Below are 13,848 nucleotides of genomic sequence, written 5' to 3'. Positions count from 1 at the left end.
GTCGGCAACGGGCGTGTCGGCGGACAAGCCTGCCGCAGAGGCCAACTCGGCGCACCGTTTGCCGGCAAACGCCACCCATCTGTAACGCCAAGGGTCTTGCTCGTCTGCGACGTATTCGATCAGGCGCTCGGGCTCGATCAGAAACGATTGGCCCGGCCCGAGGCGGTATTCCGTCCCTTTGCAGACGAACGTGCCGCGGCCGGAAATGACGTGGTGCAGCAAATAAAAATCATAGACTTTCGGCCCAAGCTTGTGGCCGGGTTTTGTTTGGCTTTCCCCCGCAAACAGTACGCCGAGCTCGCCGTATTCGATCGAAACCGGATTCGAGACGACCGAGTAAAAGAATTCCGGTACCATCCATCCATCCCCCATCCACCTGATTGGCCGCCGAAAATGATATAACCATTAATGAAATGTTATCACGGTTCTCGCGAGATAGCGAGCCGTTGCCTATCAACAGGTAACATTCGTCCATGTCAGATGTACATCGCGCCATTTGCATCCGGCGGACGGTGTTCTATACTTATCGTAGTTAAAACAAATCCGAGGAAAAGGAATGTGGTGCTACCGATGGCGGATCTTCAAACATTGAAGCGGCGTTTTGTCGAGATTTACGGCGGCGGGGAAGAGGGGGTCAGGAGCTTTCATGCGCCGGGGCGGGTCAACCTGATCGGGGAGCATACCGATTATAACGGCGGGTACGTCTTTCCGGCAGCGCTCACCTTCGGCACGACGCTGCTCATTCGCGGCAGGGAGGACGATTGGCTCGGGCTGGCTTCCACCAATTTTCCTGAGCATAAGCATTTGCCGATCTCGCCGATCGTCTATGACGAGGCGGATGATTGGATGAACTACCCGAAAGGGATCGTTCGCGAGCTGCAAAATAACGGCGCATCGCTCCCGCACGGCTTCGATCTGCTCTTTCACGGCGAAATTCCGAACGGAGCCGGCTTGTCCTCTTCGGCATCGATCGAGGTCGTGACCGCGTATGCGCTGCTGACGATGGCCGGCCTGCCGATCGACACGGTTGAGATTGCGCGGCTTTCGCAGAAATCGGAGAACGAGTTCAACGGCGTGAAATGCGGCATTATGGACCAGTTCGCGGTCGCAAACGGCAAAAAAGACCATGCGATTCTACTGATGTGCGATACGCTCGAATATGAGCATGTGCCGTTCAAGAGCGGCGAATACAAGCTGATTATCGGCAATACGAACAAACGGCGCGGTCTCGTCGATTCGAAGTACAACGAGCGGCGCGCCCAGTGCGAACAGGCGGTCAAGGATTTGCAGCAGACATTTCCGAATATGACGCTGCTCGGCCAGATCGGCCTGGCGGAATTTACCGAGAACAAGCAGCTGATCAAGGACGAGACGGTTCGCAAGCGCGCCCGCCACGTCGTGGAGGAAATCGACCGCGTGCTCCGCTCGATCGAGGTGTTGAAGGCGGACGATCTTGCGTCGTTCGGGCAGCTGATGAACGGCTCTCACGACTCACTGCGCGACCTGTACGAGGTGACGGGCGCCGAGTTGGACGCAATGGTCGATGCGGCGCGGCAGGTATCGGGCGTATTGGGCTCGCGCATGACCGGTGCGGGCTTTGGCGGCTGTACGGTGTCGCTTGTACATAAGGACAGCGTCGAACGGTTCAAGAACGAGGTCGGCCGGAAGTATACGGAAGCGACAGGGCTGGTTCCGGATTTCTATGTTTGCAGCATCGGCAACGGCGTGGAGGAAATCGGATAATATCGTTATAAAAGGCGGCCGTACCGGATCGGGTTGAACCGGACGGGCGGCGCGGGAGGAGAAACGGACATGGCGGTATTGGTAACGGGAGGGGCCGGATATATCGGCTCGCATACGGTGGCGGCGCTGCTGGAGCGCGGCGAGCAGCTCGTCGTGGTTGACAACCTGCAGCAGGGACACAAGGCGGCGATGCTCGGCGGCGTGTTTTATGAAGGGGATTTGCGCGACGGGGCCTTTCTGGACCGTGTTTTCTGTGAAAATGCGATCGACGCCGTGATCCATTTCGCGGCGAACTCGCTGGTCGGCGAGAGCATGAAGGATCCAGGCAAATACTACCACAACAACGTGTACGGAACGCTCTGCCTGCTGGAGAAAATGAATGAGCACGGCGTGCAGCGCATTGTCTTTTCGTCGACGGCGGCGACTTACGGCGAGCCGGAGGAGGTGCCGATCAAAGAGAGCGACCGCACGCTTCCGACCAACGCGTACGGCGAAACGAAGCTGGCGATGGAGCGGATGATGAACTGGTTTGACGTGGCGCATGGGATGAAATACGTTTCGCTGCGTTATTTCAACGCGGCCGGCGCGTACGCGGGCGGCAAAATCGGCGAGGACCACAACCCGGAGACGCATCTGGTGCCGATCGTGCTGCAAACCGCGCTCGGCAAGCGTCCGCATATTTCGGTGTTCGGAGACGATTACGGCACGCCGGACGGCACCTGTATCCGCGACTATATCCATGTAAGCGACCTGGCCGATGCGCACATACTGGCTGTCGACCGGCTTCGCAAGGGCGGGGACAGCGGTATTTTCAACCTCGGCAACGGCACGGGCTACTCGGTTAAGGAAGTGATCGAATGCGCCCGCCGGGTGACGGGCCGCGCTATCCCGATGGTGGTTGAAGCGCGCCGGGCCGGCGATCCCGCCGTGCTCGTCGCTTCGTCCGAACGGGCCCGCAGCGAGCTGGGCTGGACGCCGTCGCGAGACGGACTGGAAGACATTATCCGCAGCGCATGGGAATGGCATCTGGCCAATCCGGACGGTTACGGGGACAAGTAATCGGTCCGCCGGATCGGAGAGGAGACGACACAATGAATGAACGACATCTTGACGTGACTCTGGAAGAGCGGATGCACGCGCAGCTTCTGATCGAACGGCTGGTCCGTTTCGCGCAGGACAACCGGCTTGTCGAGCCGCTTGACGAGCATGCCGCCCGCAACGCGCTGCTGGACCTGTTCGGCTTTTCCGAGCCGTACGACGGCAACGAAACGGCGGTCGGCCAAAGTCCGGCCAGTCCGGCCCCGCTGCTGGAGCCGCTGCTCGATTACGGGTACCGGATCGGTCTGATCCCGGACAATACGCTGACTTACCGCGATCTGCTGGATGCGAAAATTATGGGCTTGCTCATGCCGCGCCCGTCCGAAACGGCTGCATCGTTCCGGCGCGCGGCGGACAGCAAAGGGATCGAAGCCGCGACCGATGCTTTTTACAAGCTGTGCATCGACTCGAATTACATCCGGATGGACCGCATCAAGAGCAACAGGTATTGGCGTCAGCCGACCGGCTACGGCGATCTCGAAATTACGATTAACATGTCCAAGCCGGAGAAAGACCCGAAGGAAATTGCGCTGCTGAAAACCCTGCCGCCCAGCCGGTACCCGACATGTCTGCTGTGCGAGGAGAACGTCGGTTATGCGGGACGGCCGGATCATCCCGCCCGCCAGAATCTTCGCATCGTGCCGCTTACGCTGGACGGCGAGCCGTGGTATTTTCAATATTCTCCGTACGTGTATTACAACGAGCACAGCATCGTGCTGAAAGCCGAGCATGCGCCGATGCGGATTTCCAATGCGACCTTTGCGCGGCTGCTTGATTTCGTCGATGCTTTCCCGCACTACTTCATCGGGTCGAACGCCGATCTGCCGATTGTCGGAGGATCCATCCTGAACCATGACCATTTCCAGGCGGGAAGGCATGTGTTTCCGATGGAAAAAGCGGCGCTGGAAGTCGTCTATACGGGAAACGCCGAGCCGGACGTGACGTTCGGGATCGTGCGCTGGCCGATGTCGGTCATCCGCCTGAACGGCAAAAACCGGCGGATGGTGCTTGCCGCTGCCGCCCGCGTGCTGGAGACGTGGCGCGCATACGGCGATGCGGCAGCGGACATTCTGCCGCATACCGGCGGCGTGCCGCACAATACGATTACGCCGATTGCGCGCCGCAAGCCGGACGGCGTCTATGAGCTTGACCTGGTACTGCGCAACAACCGGACAAGCGAGCAGCATCCGGACGGTATTTTTCACCCGCACGCCCATCTGCATCACATCAAGAAGGAGAATATCGGCCTGATCGAGGTGATGGGGCTTGCGGTACTGCCGGGCCGGCTTAAGTCGGAGCTGGAGGCAATCGCCGCCATGCTGTCGGGGGCTGCGCCTTATGACGCGGTCGCGACGGCCGATCCTTCCAATCCGCTGCACAAGCATGCGGACTGGATTGCCGGTATGGCTTCGGCCTGCGGCACCGCGCTCGAATCCGGTCAGGCTGAAGCGGCCGTTCGCGAAGAGGTCGGCCGTAAGTTTCTAGAGGTTCTGCAGGCTGCGGGCGTTTATAAACGGACGGAAGACGGTCAGACTGCTTTTGCCCGGTTCATGGAGGAAGGGCTTGGTTTGACCAGACAATAGAAGGCGAAGCAATCGGATCATCGGCATAATGGATCGTCTATTGCGGCAGGAAGCCGCGAGGGACGATCTATTTTGTCACTTTGAGTCGAAATAGGCAGATTAAAATTATTTTCAAGTAATACATAAATTATGGAAGGTTTATTAAATTATTAATCGAAATAATAGTCGAGAATTATTCAAACAGGGATTTTGGAGGGATGGTTATAGTGGCACTGGCAATCATGCCGCTTGATGAGTTCATGAAGCTTGAAGCGGATGAACAGGTTGAGCGGCTCAAACGGTACAAAATCGACTATACGCTGAAGGATATCCGCGAGGTGTGGGGCTTCAAGCACTCCGCTCAATATTACATGCTGCTGAAGAAGTTGCGCATCTACGAGCAGGTCGTCAACAAGTCGGATAAATTTTATCCCGAACAGCTGCGTGCCGACAAGGCGGGCGACGTGCGCAATGTTTATCAGTTAGCCGCCCTGCAGCAAGCGTCCATGCAGCGCGAGGATCATTTCAGCTATGAGCTTAACGTGACGGTAGAAGGTCCCGACCTCGCCGACAAGCTCGAACGGATCGCCCATTTCCTGAAAGGGCAGAACAAGCGCATCCGCGTGAAGCTGCTGCTCGAGGCCGAGGAGCGCGAGGAAGAGCCGGAGTCCGCGCAAGAAGCATAAACAGCCCAAGACGTTTTGGCCGGATGACGGAAAGGGAGCGCTTGCGGGCGCTCCCTTTCCGTCATCGGGATACGGATATAGTCGCCGGACAGGACGAGGGCGTTTCGATCCATATACAGGAATAATTTTAAAATTCAGGGATGTTTGCGGTGTGAAAACGAACGGTCGATCAGGCTTTGTTTCTAAGCTGTCCCAATTCCGATACGAGCGCTTCAACCTCACTGATGCTGAAATTGTTTTTGCCCGATACGATGTCGTACAACTCCCTGATATCCTCGTAACGTTCGATGCTGAAGTGCGAAGCTTGCATCGCCGCGCCCGTCGCCATTCTCAACCTCGTTTTGATCGCTTCGATCATATATTCCACATTCTCCTGCGTCGGTTCGTCCAAATTCGCCACTGCCATCTTCCTTCCCGTTGCTTACGCGTTGTCGGCTTCTTTGCCGCCCGATCGTATTGTACCATGAAGGATGGATCGCCGCCATCATTGCGGACGGACTCATCCATCCGATACAATGGAAGCATCGGAAACCGCAAGCGCCGTTCATGGCGTTTGCCGGATCAATCGGGGCGGAGGGGAATCGCCATGATGAAACGAGGCAAGACGGGCGCGGGGGAACAAGCGCCGCAACGGCCGATTCGGAGGTCGGTCGGCCGGGAGGAGCTGGACCCGTTCTTCGCATCCGTCGCGAGATCCCACCCGGATCGGAGCTCGATCGTCATGCTCTGCATCGGCACCGATCGCTCTACGGGAGACGCGTTCGGCCCGCTTGTCGGGACGTATCTGGCCGAGCAGGGCTGGCCGCATGTGATCGGAACGCTGCGCGAGCCCTGCGACGCGGTCAGGCTGGCGGCGGCCGTAGCGGGACTTCCAAGGGACAAAACGGTCATTGTGTTCGATGCGTGTGTTGGACGCCCTGAATCGGTCGGCGGTTTTCTCGTCGGCCCGGGACCGCTTCAGCCCGCCGAGGCGGTCGGCAAGCAGGCGCCGCCCGTCGGCGACTACGGCGCCGCGGCGGTCGTGGCGAAAAAAGGGCTTAAGCCGTATTGGAACCTGCAAAGCGCCTCGCTTCATATGGTAATGGGAATGGCCCGCGATGCGGCCGAGGCTGCGTGCCGCGCTTGGCCGGCGATCGTGTCTATTGACTAATAGTATAGGGAAAGGTCAGGTGCGGCTTATGGAACCGGTCACGCTCGCCAACCGGCAGGCGCAATTGCCGACCAATGAAAAGATTGCTTATGGCGTAAAGGGGGAGAAGAAATCGTTCGACGATCCGGTGCTCATTCTGCTGCACGGATTCTGCGGAAGCTCGGCTTACTGGCGCGATGTGCTGCCGTTGCTGGAGGGAATCGGCAAGGTGGTCGTTCCCGATCTCAGAGGCCACGGCTCATCCACGGCTCCGGAAGCCGTCGTTTACGAAATGAGCGATTTCGCCGACGACATTGCCGGCTTGCTTAGCGAAATGGCCGAGCGGCGCGCCGTCGTCATCGGCCATTCGCTCGGCGGTTACGCCGCTTTGGCTTTTGCGGAGAAATATCCGGACAAGCTGGCCGGCTTCGGTCTGGTCCACTCGACCGCCAACGCCGATTCGGACACAGCCAAGGCTAACCGGGACAAGGCCGCCGAGACGATAAGGGGGCAAGGGCTCGGCGTATTTATCGAAGCGCTCGTGCCGAAGCTTTTCGCCCCGTCCGGTGCCGATAAGATGAAGGCTCAGATCGCATTTGCCAAGGAGATCGGCCGAGGCACTTCAGCTGTGGGCGCGGCGGCGACCGCAATGGGGATGAAGCAGCGGCCCGACCGCAATGCGGTTATTTCCGGGGCGGACGTGCCGGTGCTTCTGCTGGCCGGCAAAGAGGATGGCGTTATTCCTCCGGAGTCGACGTTCGGGGGGCATAAGTCGGAAACGATTTATCCCGTTCTGCTCGACGCGAGCGGACATATGGGCATGCTGGAGCAGCCGGAGCGAATGGCGGCCGAAATACGCGATTTCGCCGCAGGCCTTTTGAACGGTTCCGGTGCGAGGACTCACGTTTAAAGAAGAACAAACGCCGGTGGGCGCATTTGGAAGAGGGCGGGAACGCGGATGTTTCAAAGAGATTATATGATGCGGATGATCGAGCAGGTGACAGCGGCCATCGGTCAGGTGATGGGCCTGAGGCAGCGAAAGGAGCACATCGAGGCGCTGAAGATGATTGGAGATGTATTCGACCGCGGGCTGCGGCTGCAGTCCCGTCTCGTACATACCCTTTCGGACGAGGATCTGGTGAAGCTGCTTACGACGAACGGCGTTCCGGATACGGTCTCGCTGCAGGCCATCGCGCTGATGCTGCGCGAGGAGGGCGGCATTCGGGAGGATCAGGGGGCGGAGACGGAAAGCTACGCCTGCCGGATCAAGTCGCTGGCTCTGCATATCCGGCTTACAGCGCTGGACGCGGAGGAGAGTCTGTCCGATCCCGCGAAGGAGGCGGAGGCGATGCTTGACAAGCTGCGCGGTTATGAGCTGCCTCCGTCATTGAAGCTGCTGATCGCGCAGTGGCGGGAACGGCAAGGCCGCTATGACGAAGCGGAGAATTGGCTGCATGAGCGGCTCGAGGACGGCAGCGCAGGTGCAGGGGAAGCCGCCGCTTTTTATGAAAGGCTGCTGCAATTGCCCGATGATCGGCTTGTTGCCGGCGGCTTGCCGCGGGCGGAGGTCGAGCATGGGTTGGCCGACATACGTGAACAAGGAGTGCTTTAGCGCATATGGAAAAGTGGCAGCAGGACGTTCGCGAATGGATGAACGGCAGCCTCGTGCTGCAGGCGACGCTGAGCGGGCCGAGACGGAAGAAAACGGACGCACTGGTTCGGTCCGTCGTTCGTCCGGTGAGTCTGAAAGACGGTTTGCGCTATCAGTTCGAGCACCATACGGCAAACAAAGTCACACATGAGAATCTCGAGCCGCCGGCCGCTGCCGACCGGCTTGTCGGGCTGCTTTCGGACACCTTCCGGCAAGCGCTCGTCAAGACCGAGGAAGCCGATGTGCAGCTTTTATTCAATAAGAAAGGCAAGGCGGCCGTTCTGCGCAAACCGCCTACGGCGGTCAAAGGAGCAGCCGAACGGACGCACAACCGGGTCAAAAACCGGGTGATTGCCGAAGGCGAAGCCGCTCCGTTCCTCGTCGAGCTGGGCATTATGACGAAGGATGGAAAGGTACATGCGCAGAAGCAGGATAAATACCGGCAGATCAACCGTTTTCTCGAGATGGTGCAGGATGTGGCGGACGCTCTCCCGCAGGACAGAGAGCTGACGATCGTTGACTTCGGCTGCGGCAAATCGTATTTGACGTTTGCGCTTTATCATCTTCTCGTCGTGAAGCGGGGGATGAAGGTAAACATTACGGGGTTGGATTTGAAGCGGGACGTCATCGCTTTATGTACGGGACTCGCGGCTAAGCTCGGTTATGAAGGACTTCGGTTTCTGCACGGCGATATTGCCGAATATGAGGGCTTGACGAAGGCGGATATGGTAGTCACGCTTCACGCGTGCGATACCGCGACGGACGCGGCGCTTGCCAAGGCCGTCCATTGGGGGGCATCCGTTATTTTATCGGTGCCGTGCTGTCAGCATGAGCTTTTCGGCCAGGTGAAGAATGACCTGTTGGGCCCGCTGCTCTCGCACGGCCTATTAAAAGAAAGGTTCGCCTCGCTCGCCACGGATGCCGTTCGCGCCCAACTGCTTCAGGCGGTCGGCTACAAAGTGCAGCTTCTGGAGTTCATCGATATGGAGCATACTCCCAAAAATATTCTGATCCGTGCCGTGACGGGCGGCAAGCCTGCAATTCAAGCGAGACATTGGGAGGAGTATGTCCATTTTCGCGACGGACTCAACCTTTCTCCCTATCTGGAAAAGGCGATTTCTGACTTTTTGCCTGCGGAATCCGGTAATGGCTAATCAATATGTAATTAAATGTTGATATTCATTGCAACATCAATTGTCTCTTAAAACCCACATGTGCTAAGATAGTGTAGAATTATTAACGCTAAGGTAATCGGGTGACCTCATTGGAACACGTGTTATGGTTGGATTTCGGCTTGTTTATCGTCATGCTGGTATTACTACTATACGTTTTCTTAAACAACACGGTCACTTTATTTCTTAAGGTTTATTTGATTTTTCATTCGCTTCTTATGTTATGGCCTCTATGCCAGTTTGCGATCTCGACGACAACCGAGCCTGTCTATCAGCTTCTGTATTTGAAGGCTTCTTATATCGGGCTGTCCATGCTGGGGCTCGGCTGGACGATATTCACCATTTTTCTGGCAGGGCAATCCTACTATCTGAATCGGCGCACGCTGGCGTACCTTTCGGCTCCGACCGTACTTATCGTACTGGGTGTCCTGCTGAATCCCGGGTCGTCTTTCGTCGCTCCTATGAATGGCGGTTATATTGAGCGGCAATACGGACCCTTGTTCTGGGTTATGGCCGTCGTGCTGCTTGCGTATGTCGTCCTCTCGTTCGCTATCATGCGGAATGCGCTCGGGGGGAGGGTAGCGCCGAGGCATAAGAGGCAAATGAAGATCGCGATGAAGGGCATGGCGATCTTGACGGCGTTTACGCTTGCGGATATGCTGGTCAACATCGCGTTGGCGCCGATTCTCCCTATAATTCCGGGGCTGACCTCGGCCGGTATCGTGGTGTCGATCTTTTATTTCGTAGTCGCGATTCAGCGGCACCGTGTATTCGAAATCGTGCGAATTGCCCAATCGAATATCGTGGACAGTATGGCTACCGGCGTACTGGTTCTGGACGAGCACGAAGTCGTGCTGGAGGCGAACAGGGTGCTTCGCGGATTGCTCGATATTCGCGCGGGCGACCGGTTTGAGGTCGAGGAGTTTCTCGCGCCGCTGGAGACCGAAGGTTCCACGGAGCCGTTTATCGAAGCATACCGGTCCGATCCGCCTGCGTCCGCGCAAATCGAAATTACACTGAGCGAGGATAACTTTTTCCGCCACGTGATCATGCATTGCGAGCCGGTCGTCGACCGCTCCAGACTGGTCGGCCGGGTGTTGACCTTTCAGGACGTAAGCGAACTGCGAATGCTCGTCGAGGCGTCCCGGTACCACAACGAAGCGCTGCACGAGCGGAACCGGTCGCTGATCGCGATGCAGGATGAATTGTATCAGGTCAATCAGAAGCTTGAATATATGGCGATCACGGATGGCTTGACGGGCTGCTTCAACCGGCGTTATCTGATGCAGCAGCTTGAGCATGAGGTAATCACCAACATCCGGTATAACATTCCGTTTGCCATTTTTCTGTTCGATATCGATTTGTTCAAATCCATTAACGACACATATGGCCATCTCGTCGGCGACGAGGTCATCAGGAGCACGGCCGACGTGGTGAAGCAATCGCTGCGGCGTACCGATATTTTAGCCCGTTACGGGGGCGAGGAGTTCACCGTGTATTTGCCGCACACGAATCGCGAGCAAGCATATATGCTGGCGGAGCGGGTAAAGGATATCGTCGCGGCGAACCGGGTGGGTACGGGCCACAACGGCGAGTCGGTCGCCGTGACTATCAGTATGGGCGTGCTTACGGTCGAGAGCGGCCAAAGTGCGCTTATCGACAATCCGAAGATTTATTTGCGCGATTTGTTCGCAAAGGCAGACTTAGCGCTGTATGAAGCCAAGAACGGCGGCCGCAACCGGATCGTTGCGGCGGATCTGACAAGTTGACCCTAATTGTATAGCGATATAGAACTGCGCAAGACGGAGGTGACAGCACTTCACCACGGCATGCTTCAGGCCTGATCCCTCGCTCCCCATTCGTCAAAGGCGGGAATGACATGAGAAGAGTCCACATTAATTCGGTAAATGCCGGCGACAAGCTTGCGCGGCCGATACTGAGAGAGAACGGCAATGTCCTCTTGGGTGTCGGGACCGCATTGAACGACCGGTTCATCCAAAGCTTAAAAGAAATGGGCGTTGATATCGTTTATATTGACGAAGGTCATACGTCGGATATTATTCCCGATGAGGTTGTGCGCGAAGAGACGCGCAAGGCTGCCGTCGAGACCATCTACAAAACGGTTGGCTCCGTCATGGACATGCCGGTCACGAGAGGACGGGCGGTCGCGCCCGAGATGGGCCGGACGTTCCGCGGCGTGTTCGGTCAAATCATTCAGGATTTGATCAGCCGCAAGGATGTCATGTACAGCTTGACCAGCATTCATGTGGCGGACGCCTATTTATTCAACCATGCCGTCAATGTCGCGATTCTGGCCGGTATTATGGGTATGGCCAAAGGCTATAACCGGAATCAGATCGAGGACCTTGGCATTGGCGCACTGCTGTTCGATATCGGCATGACCAAGGTTCCGAAGGAGCTGCTCTCCAAATCGACGCCGTTATCGCCCGATGAACGGATTGTTGTCGAGCGGCATGCGGCGGAAGGCTTCAACATGCTGCGCCAGCAGCACGATATTTCGCTGTTATCGGCTAACTGTGCTTTGCAACATCACGAGCGGTACGACGGAACGGGTTATCCCTGCGGATTGAAAAAGGGCGAAATTCACGAATACGCCCAGATCGTCGCGATTGCAGACGTCTATGACGCACTGACCTCACCGCGATCTTATCGGAACCGCTACACGCCTTCGGATGCGATCGAGTATTTGTTCGCGGCAGGCAACTCTTATTTCGACATCGATCTGATCCAGCTGTTCGGCAAGCACATCTCGATCTATCCGGTAGCGACGACTGTATTGCTCAATACCGGACAAGTGGGCGTCGTTTCAGCGAATAATCCGCTGTCCGTCCATCGACCGGTCATTCGCATCCTGCGCGAAGCGGACGGCATGCCGTCCGCCTCTCCCTACGAGATCGATTTGAAGCAAGACCTTCATCTGATGATCGTAAAGGAACTATAGAGGCTGAGGGGATCGCATCTGCCAGGAAATATGGGGTCTACTTGTATATTCAACCAATAAAGGGCAATTCCTTAAGTAGATTTATATCTGCGGAGGAATTGCTTTTTTCTTCCTCTCTCCGATTCGGCTGCCCAGGGGAAGACCGATTCGGAAAAATGTTGTCCCGGTTTCATAGCAACATTCGGGTACGAAAGGGGGTGCCGGATCGTGGCGGAGCGGCAAAAGGCAGACGATGCAGGCGCGGAGTGCGCTTCTGCGGCGGCACTGGCGGTGTTGCTGATCGTTTCGGCTTTGCGGTATGGCATGTATTTCGACGTATTGTTGTACCGCTGGGAGGCGGCGATGCTGCTCGCAGGCGCAATATCGTTTCTGTACCGGTGTTTCGGCATTGCCGGGCCGGCAATGGGGACGGGTAAGGGAGCCGGGGCCGCTGCCCCGCTCTCATTCGGGTATACCTTAGCCTTATGGCCGCTGCTGCTTTCGGCGCTGTTCGTGCTTGGGCTGGCGTTCGATCCGGCATCCACGCTCGGCACATGGAACGGTGCGCTGCGCTGGGCGGGTTATGCGGCATTTTTGTACACGCTGGAAACCTGGTTTGCGGGGAGCCGTTCGTCTCGGCCATTTACCGCAGCGCTTCAGGCTGCCGCAGCTTTCATCATTTGGGGCTCGCTGGCCGGCTGGCTGGGATGGTTCCGTTTTCCGGATTTTGTGATGGTCAGCGGCGACGCTCGGCTGACGGCGGTCGGCGCCCGCTTGGCCGGTTATTTTCAATATGCGAATATGCTGGGGGCCGTGCTCGGAGCCTTGCTCCTGCTGCAGCTTGTATGGCTGGCGGGAAAGCGATCGGACCTGCCCCTCATCAGGAGGTTTGCGGGGCTGCTCGCGGCACCGGCCATGACGGCGCTGCTGCTTACCGAATCCCGGGGGGCTTGGCTGGCTGCGGCAGCGGGCTGGGCGGTCGGCCTGGCCGTGCATCGCGGAGAAGAACGGCGCGGTTGGGCGCTTCACTCGGGTTGGGCGGTTTTGGCGGGCGCTTCCGGATACGGTTTGGTCGTCGGGGCAGCGGCGGACATTTGGTCGGCGGAAGGCTCGGGAACGGGCATTTCGGCACCGGCATTATCGGAGACGGCCTTATTGCTTTCGGCAGCGGCTATCGCCTGGCTGGGCCATGAGCTGCTTGGACGGATGGGTCAAAAAACGGGGGCTCGCGCCGGCTTGTCCGGCTGGCTGGCGATAGCCGGTTTAGCCGTATCGGCGGTATATGCGCTATATCGGGTAGTTGGCCGGTCGGCAGCCGGTCGGGTAATCGGCCATTTCGAGACGGCGGCGGCCCGCCGGCTGTTTTACGAGGACGGACTGGCGCTGCTGCGCGAGTCGCCCTGGATCGGCTACGGCGGGAATTCCTGGCGCGCCCTGCATCGGGCGGTTCAAAGCCGGCCGTATGTCGGTAATGAGGTGCACAGCGGATACCTGGATATGGCGTTAAATATCGGGCTGCCCGGACTGCTTGTACTGCTAGTGTTCGTCGGGCTCATCGTGCTGCGCGTATGGAGAGGAGAACGGGCCGGCTTGGCGCCGCTGGCCGTGCTGCTCCTTCACCCGGCCGTGGATCTCGATATGTCTTTCGGCTTTTATTGGCTGCTGCTGCTCTGCCTGGCCGTGTTGTTCGGTCGACGGGTTAAGGGCTGGAGCAGCGGTGGAGCTGATGCAGTATGCGCGCGAGGGGGGGCACGCTCTGGAAGCGAGGAAGCCGTGCGAGGAACGGCGCGTATCGGGGAAGCCGGGATCAGGGCGCGGGAGAGGCGGGCGGAAGCGGGTCGTTCGCAGCCGGCGCATGTCGACCGC

Annotated in this window: 13 protein-coding genes; 11 read left to right on the top strand and 2 right to left on the bottom strand. The window is 57.9% G+C overall.

The window, feature by feature from the left end; all coding sequences use genetic code 11:
* A partial coding sequence (locus BG52_RS12785; RefSeq protein WP_190287541.1) for an AraC family ligand binding domain-containing protein occupies positions 1–357 on the bottom strand: 357 nt, incomplete at its 3' end.
* Positions 358–570: 213 nt separating this feature from the next.
* On the opposite strand from BG52_RS12785, the gene BG52_RS12780 reads away from it, so the two are divergent.
* The 4 genes from BG52_RS12780 (at position 571) to BG52_RS12765 (ending at position 5,089) form a co-directional block, all read left to right on the top strand.
* Entirely contained in the window at positions 571–1,743 is a 1,173-nt protein-coding gene (locus BG52_RS12780) for a galactokinase (RefSeq protein ID WP_036583768.1), read from the top strand.
* A gap of 69 nt (positions 1,744–1,812) precedes the next feature.
* On the top strand, positions 1,813–2,802 hold the full coding sequence (gene galE, locus BG52_RS12775; protein WP_036583766.1) for a UDP-glucose 4-epimerase GalE: 990 nt from the start codon (positions 1,813–1,815) through the stop codon (positions 2,800–2,802).
* Between the two features lie 32 nt (positions 2,803–2,834).
* The gene (locus BG52_RS12770) at positions 2,835–4,424 is read left to right on the top strand and encodes a UDP-glucose--hexose-1-phosphate uridylyltransferase (RefSeq protein WP_051602334.1); all 1,590 of its coding nucleotides are present in this window, start codon (positions 2,835–2,837) and stop codon (positions 4,422–4,424) included.
* 197 nt (positions 4,425–4,621) lie between these two features.
* A complete protein-coding gene (locus BG52_RS12765) occupies positions 4,622–5,089 on the top strand; it encodes a hypothetical protein (protein WP_397309784.1) in 468 nt (155 codons plus the stop codon).
* A 169-nt stretch (positions 5,090–5,258) separates the two neighbouring features.
* Here BG52_RS12765 and BG52_RS12760 read toward each other — a convergent pair whose 3' ends face one another.
* Positions 5,259–5,489, bottom strand: coding sequence for a DUF1128 domain-containing protein (locus tag BG52_RS12760; protein WP_223299010.1), 231 nt, complete (start codon positions 5,487–5,489; stop codon positions 5,259–5,261).
* 186 nt (positions 5,490–5,675) lie between these two features.
* On the opposite strand from BG52_RS12760, the gene yyaC reads away from it, so the two are divergent.
* The 7 genes from yyaC to BG52_RS14970 form a co-directional block, all read left to right on the top strand.
* Positions 5,676–6,239 carry a spore protease YyaC gene (gene yyaC / locus BG52_RS12755; RefSeq protein ID WP_223299009.1) on the top strand — a complete coding sequence of 188 codons (564 nt, stop codon included), beginning with the start codon at positions 5,676–5,678 and terminating at the stop codon, positions 6,237–6,239.
* Between the two features lie 28 nt (positions 6,240–6,267).
* Entirely contained in the window at positions 6,268–7,128 is an 861-nt protein-coding gene (locus BG52_RS12750; protein ID WP_051587845.1) for an alpha/beta fold hydrolase, read from the top strand.
* 48 nt (positions 7,129–7,176) lie between these two features.
* A complete protein-coding gene (locus BG52_RS12745; RefSeq protein WP_036583759.1) occupies positions 7,177–7,830 on the top strand; it encodes a DUF6483 family protein in 654 nt (217 codons plus the stop codon).
* Between the two features lie 5 nt (positions 7,831–7,835).
* Complete coding sequence (locus tag BG52_RS12740; protein WP_036667408.1) at positions 7,836–9,023, top strand: class I SAM-dependent methyltransferase; 1,188 nt, start codon at positions 7,836–7,838, stop codon at positions 9,021–9,023.
* A gap of 119 nt (positions 9,024–9,142) precedes the next feature.
* The gene (locus BG52_RS12735) at positions 9,143–10,810 is read left to right on the top strand and encodes a histidine kinase N-terminal 7TM domain-containing diguanylate cyclase (protein WP_223299011.1); all 1,668 of its coding nucleotides are present in this window, start codon (positions 9,143–9,145) and stop codon (positions 10,808–10,810) included.
* 110 nt (positions 10,811–10,920) lie between these two features.
* A complete protein-coding gene (locus tag BG52_RS12730) occupies positions 10,921–12,003 on the top strand; it encodes an HD-GYP domain-containing protein (protein WP_036583747.1) in 1,083 nt (360 codons plus the stop codon).
* A 207-nt stretch (positions 12,004–12,210) separates the two neighbouring features.
* Positions 12,211–13,848 (top strand): O-antigen ligase family protein (locus BG52_RS14970; protein ID WP_051602333.1); only part of this gene is annotated, 1,638 nt, incomplete at its 3' end.

The organism is Paenibacillus darwinianus (assembly GCF_000598065.1).
In the GTDB taxonomy this organism is placed as follows: domain Bacteria; phylum Bacillota; class Bacilli; order Paenibacillales; family Paenibacillaceae; genus Paenibacillus_I; species Paenibacillus_I darwinianus.
This window is presented reverse-complemented; position numbering and strand designations above follow the sequence as displayed.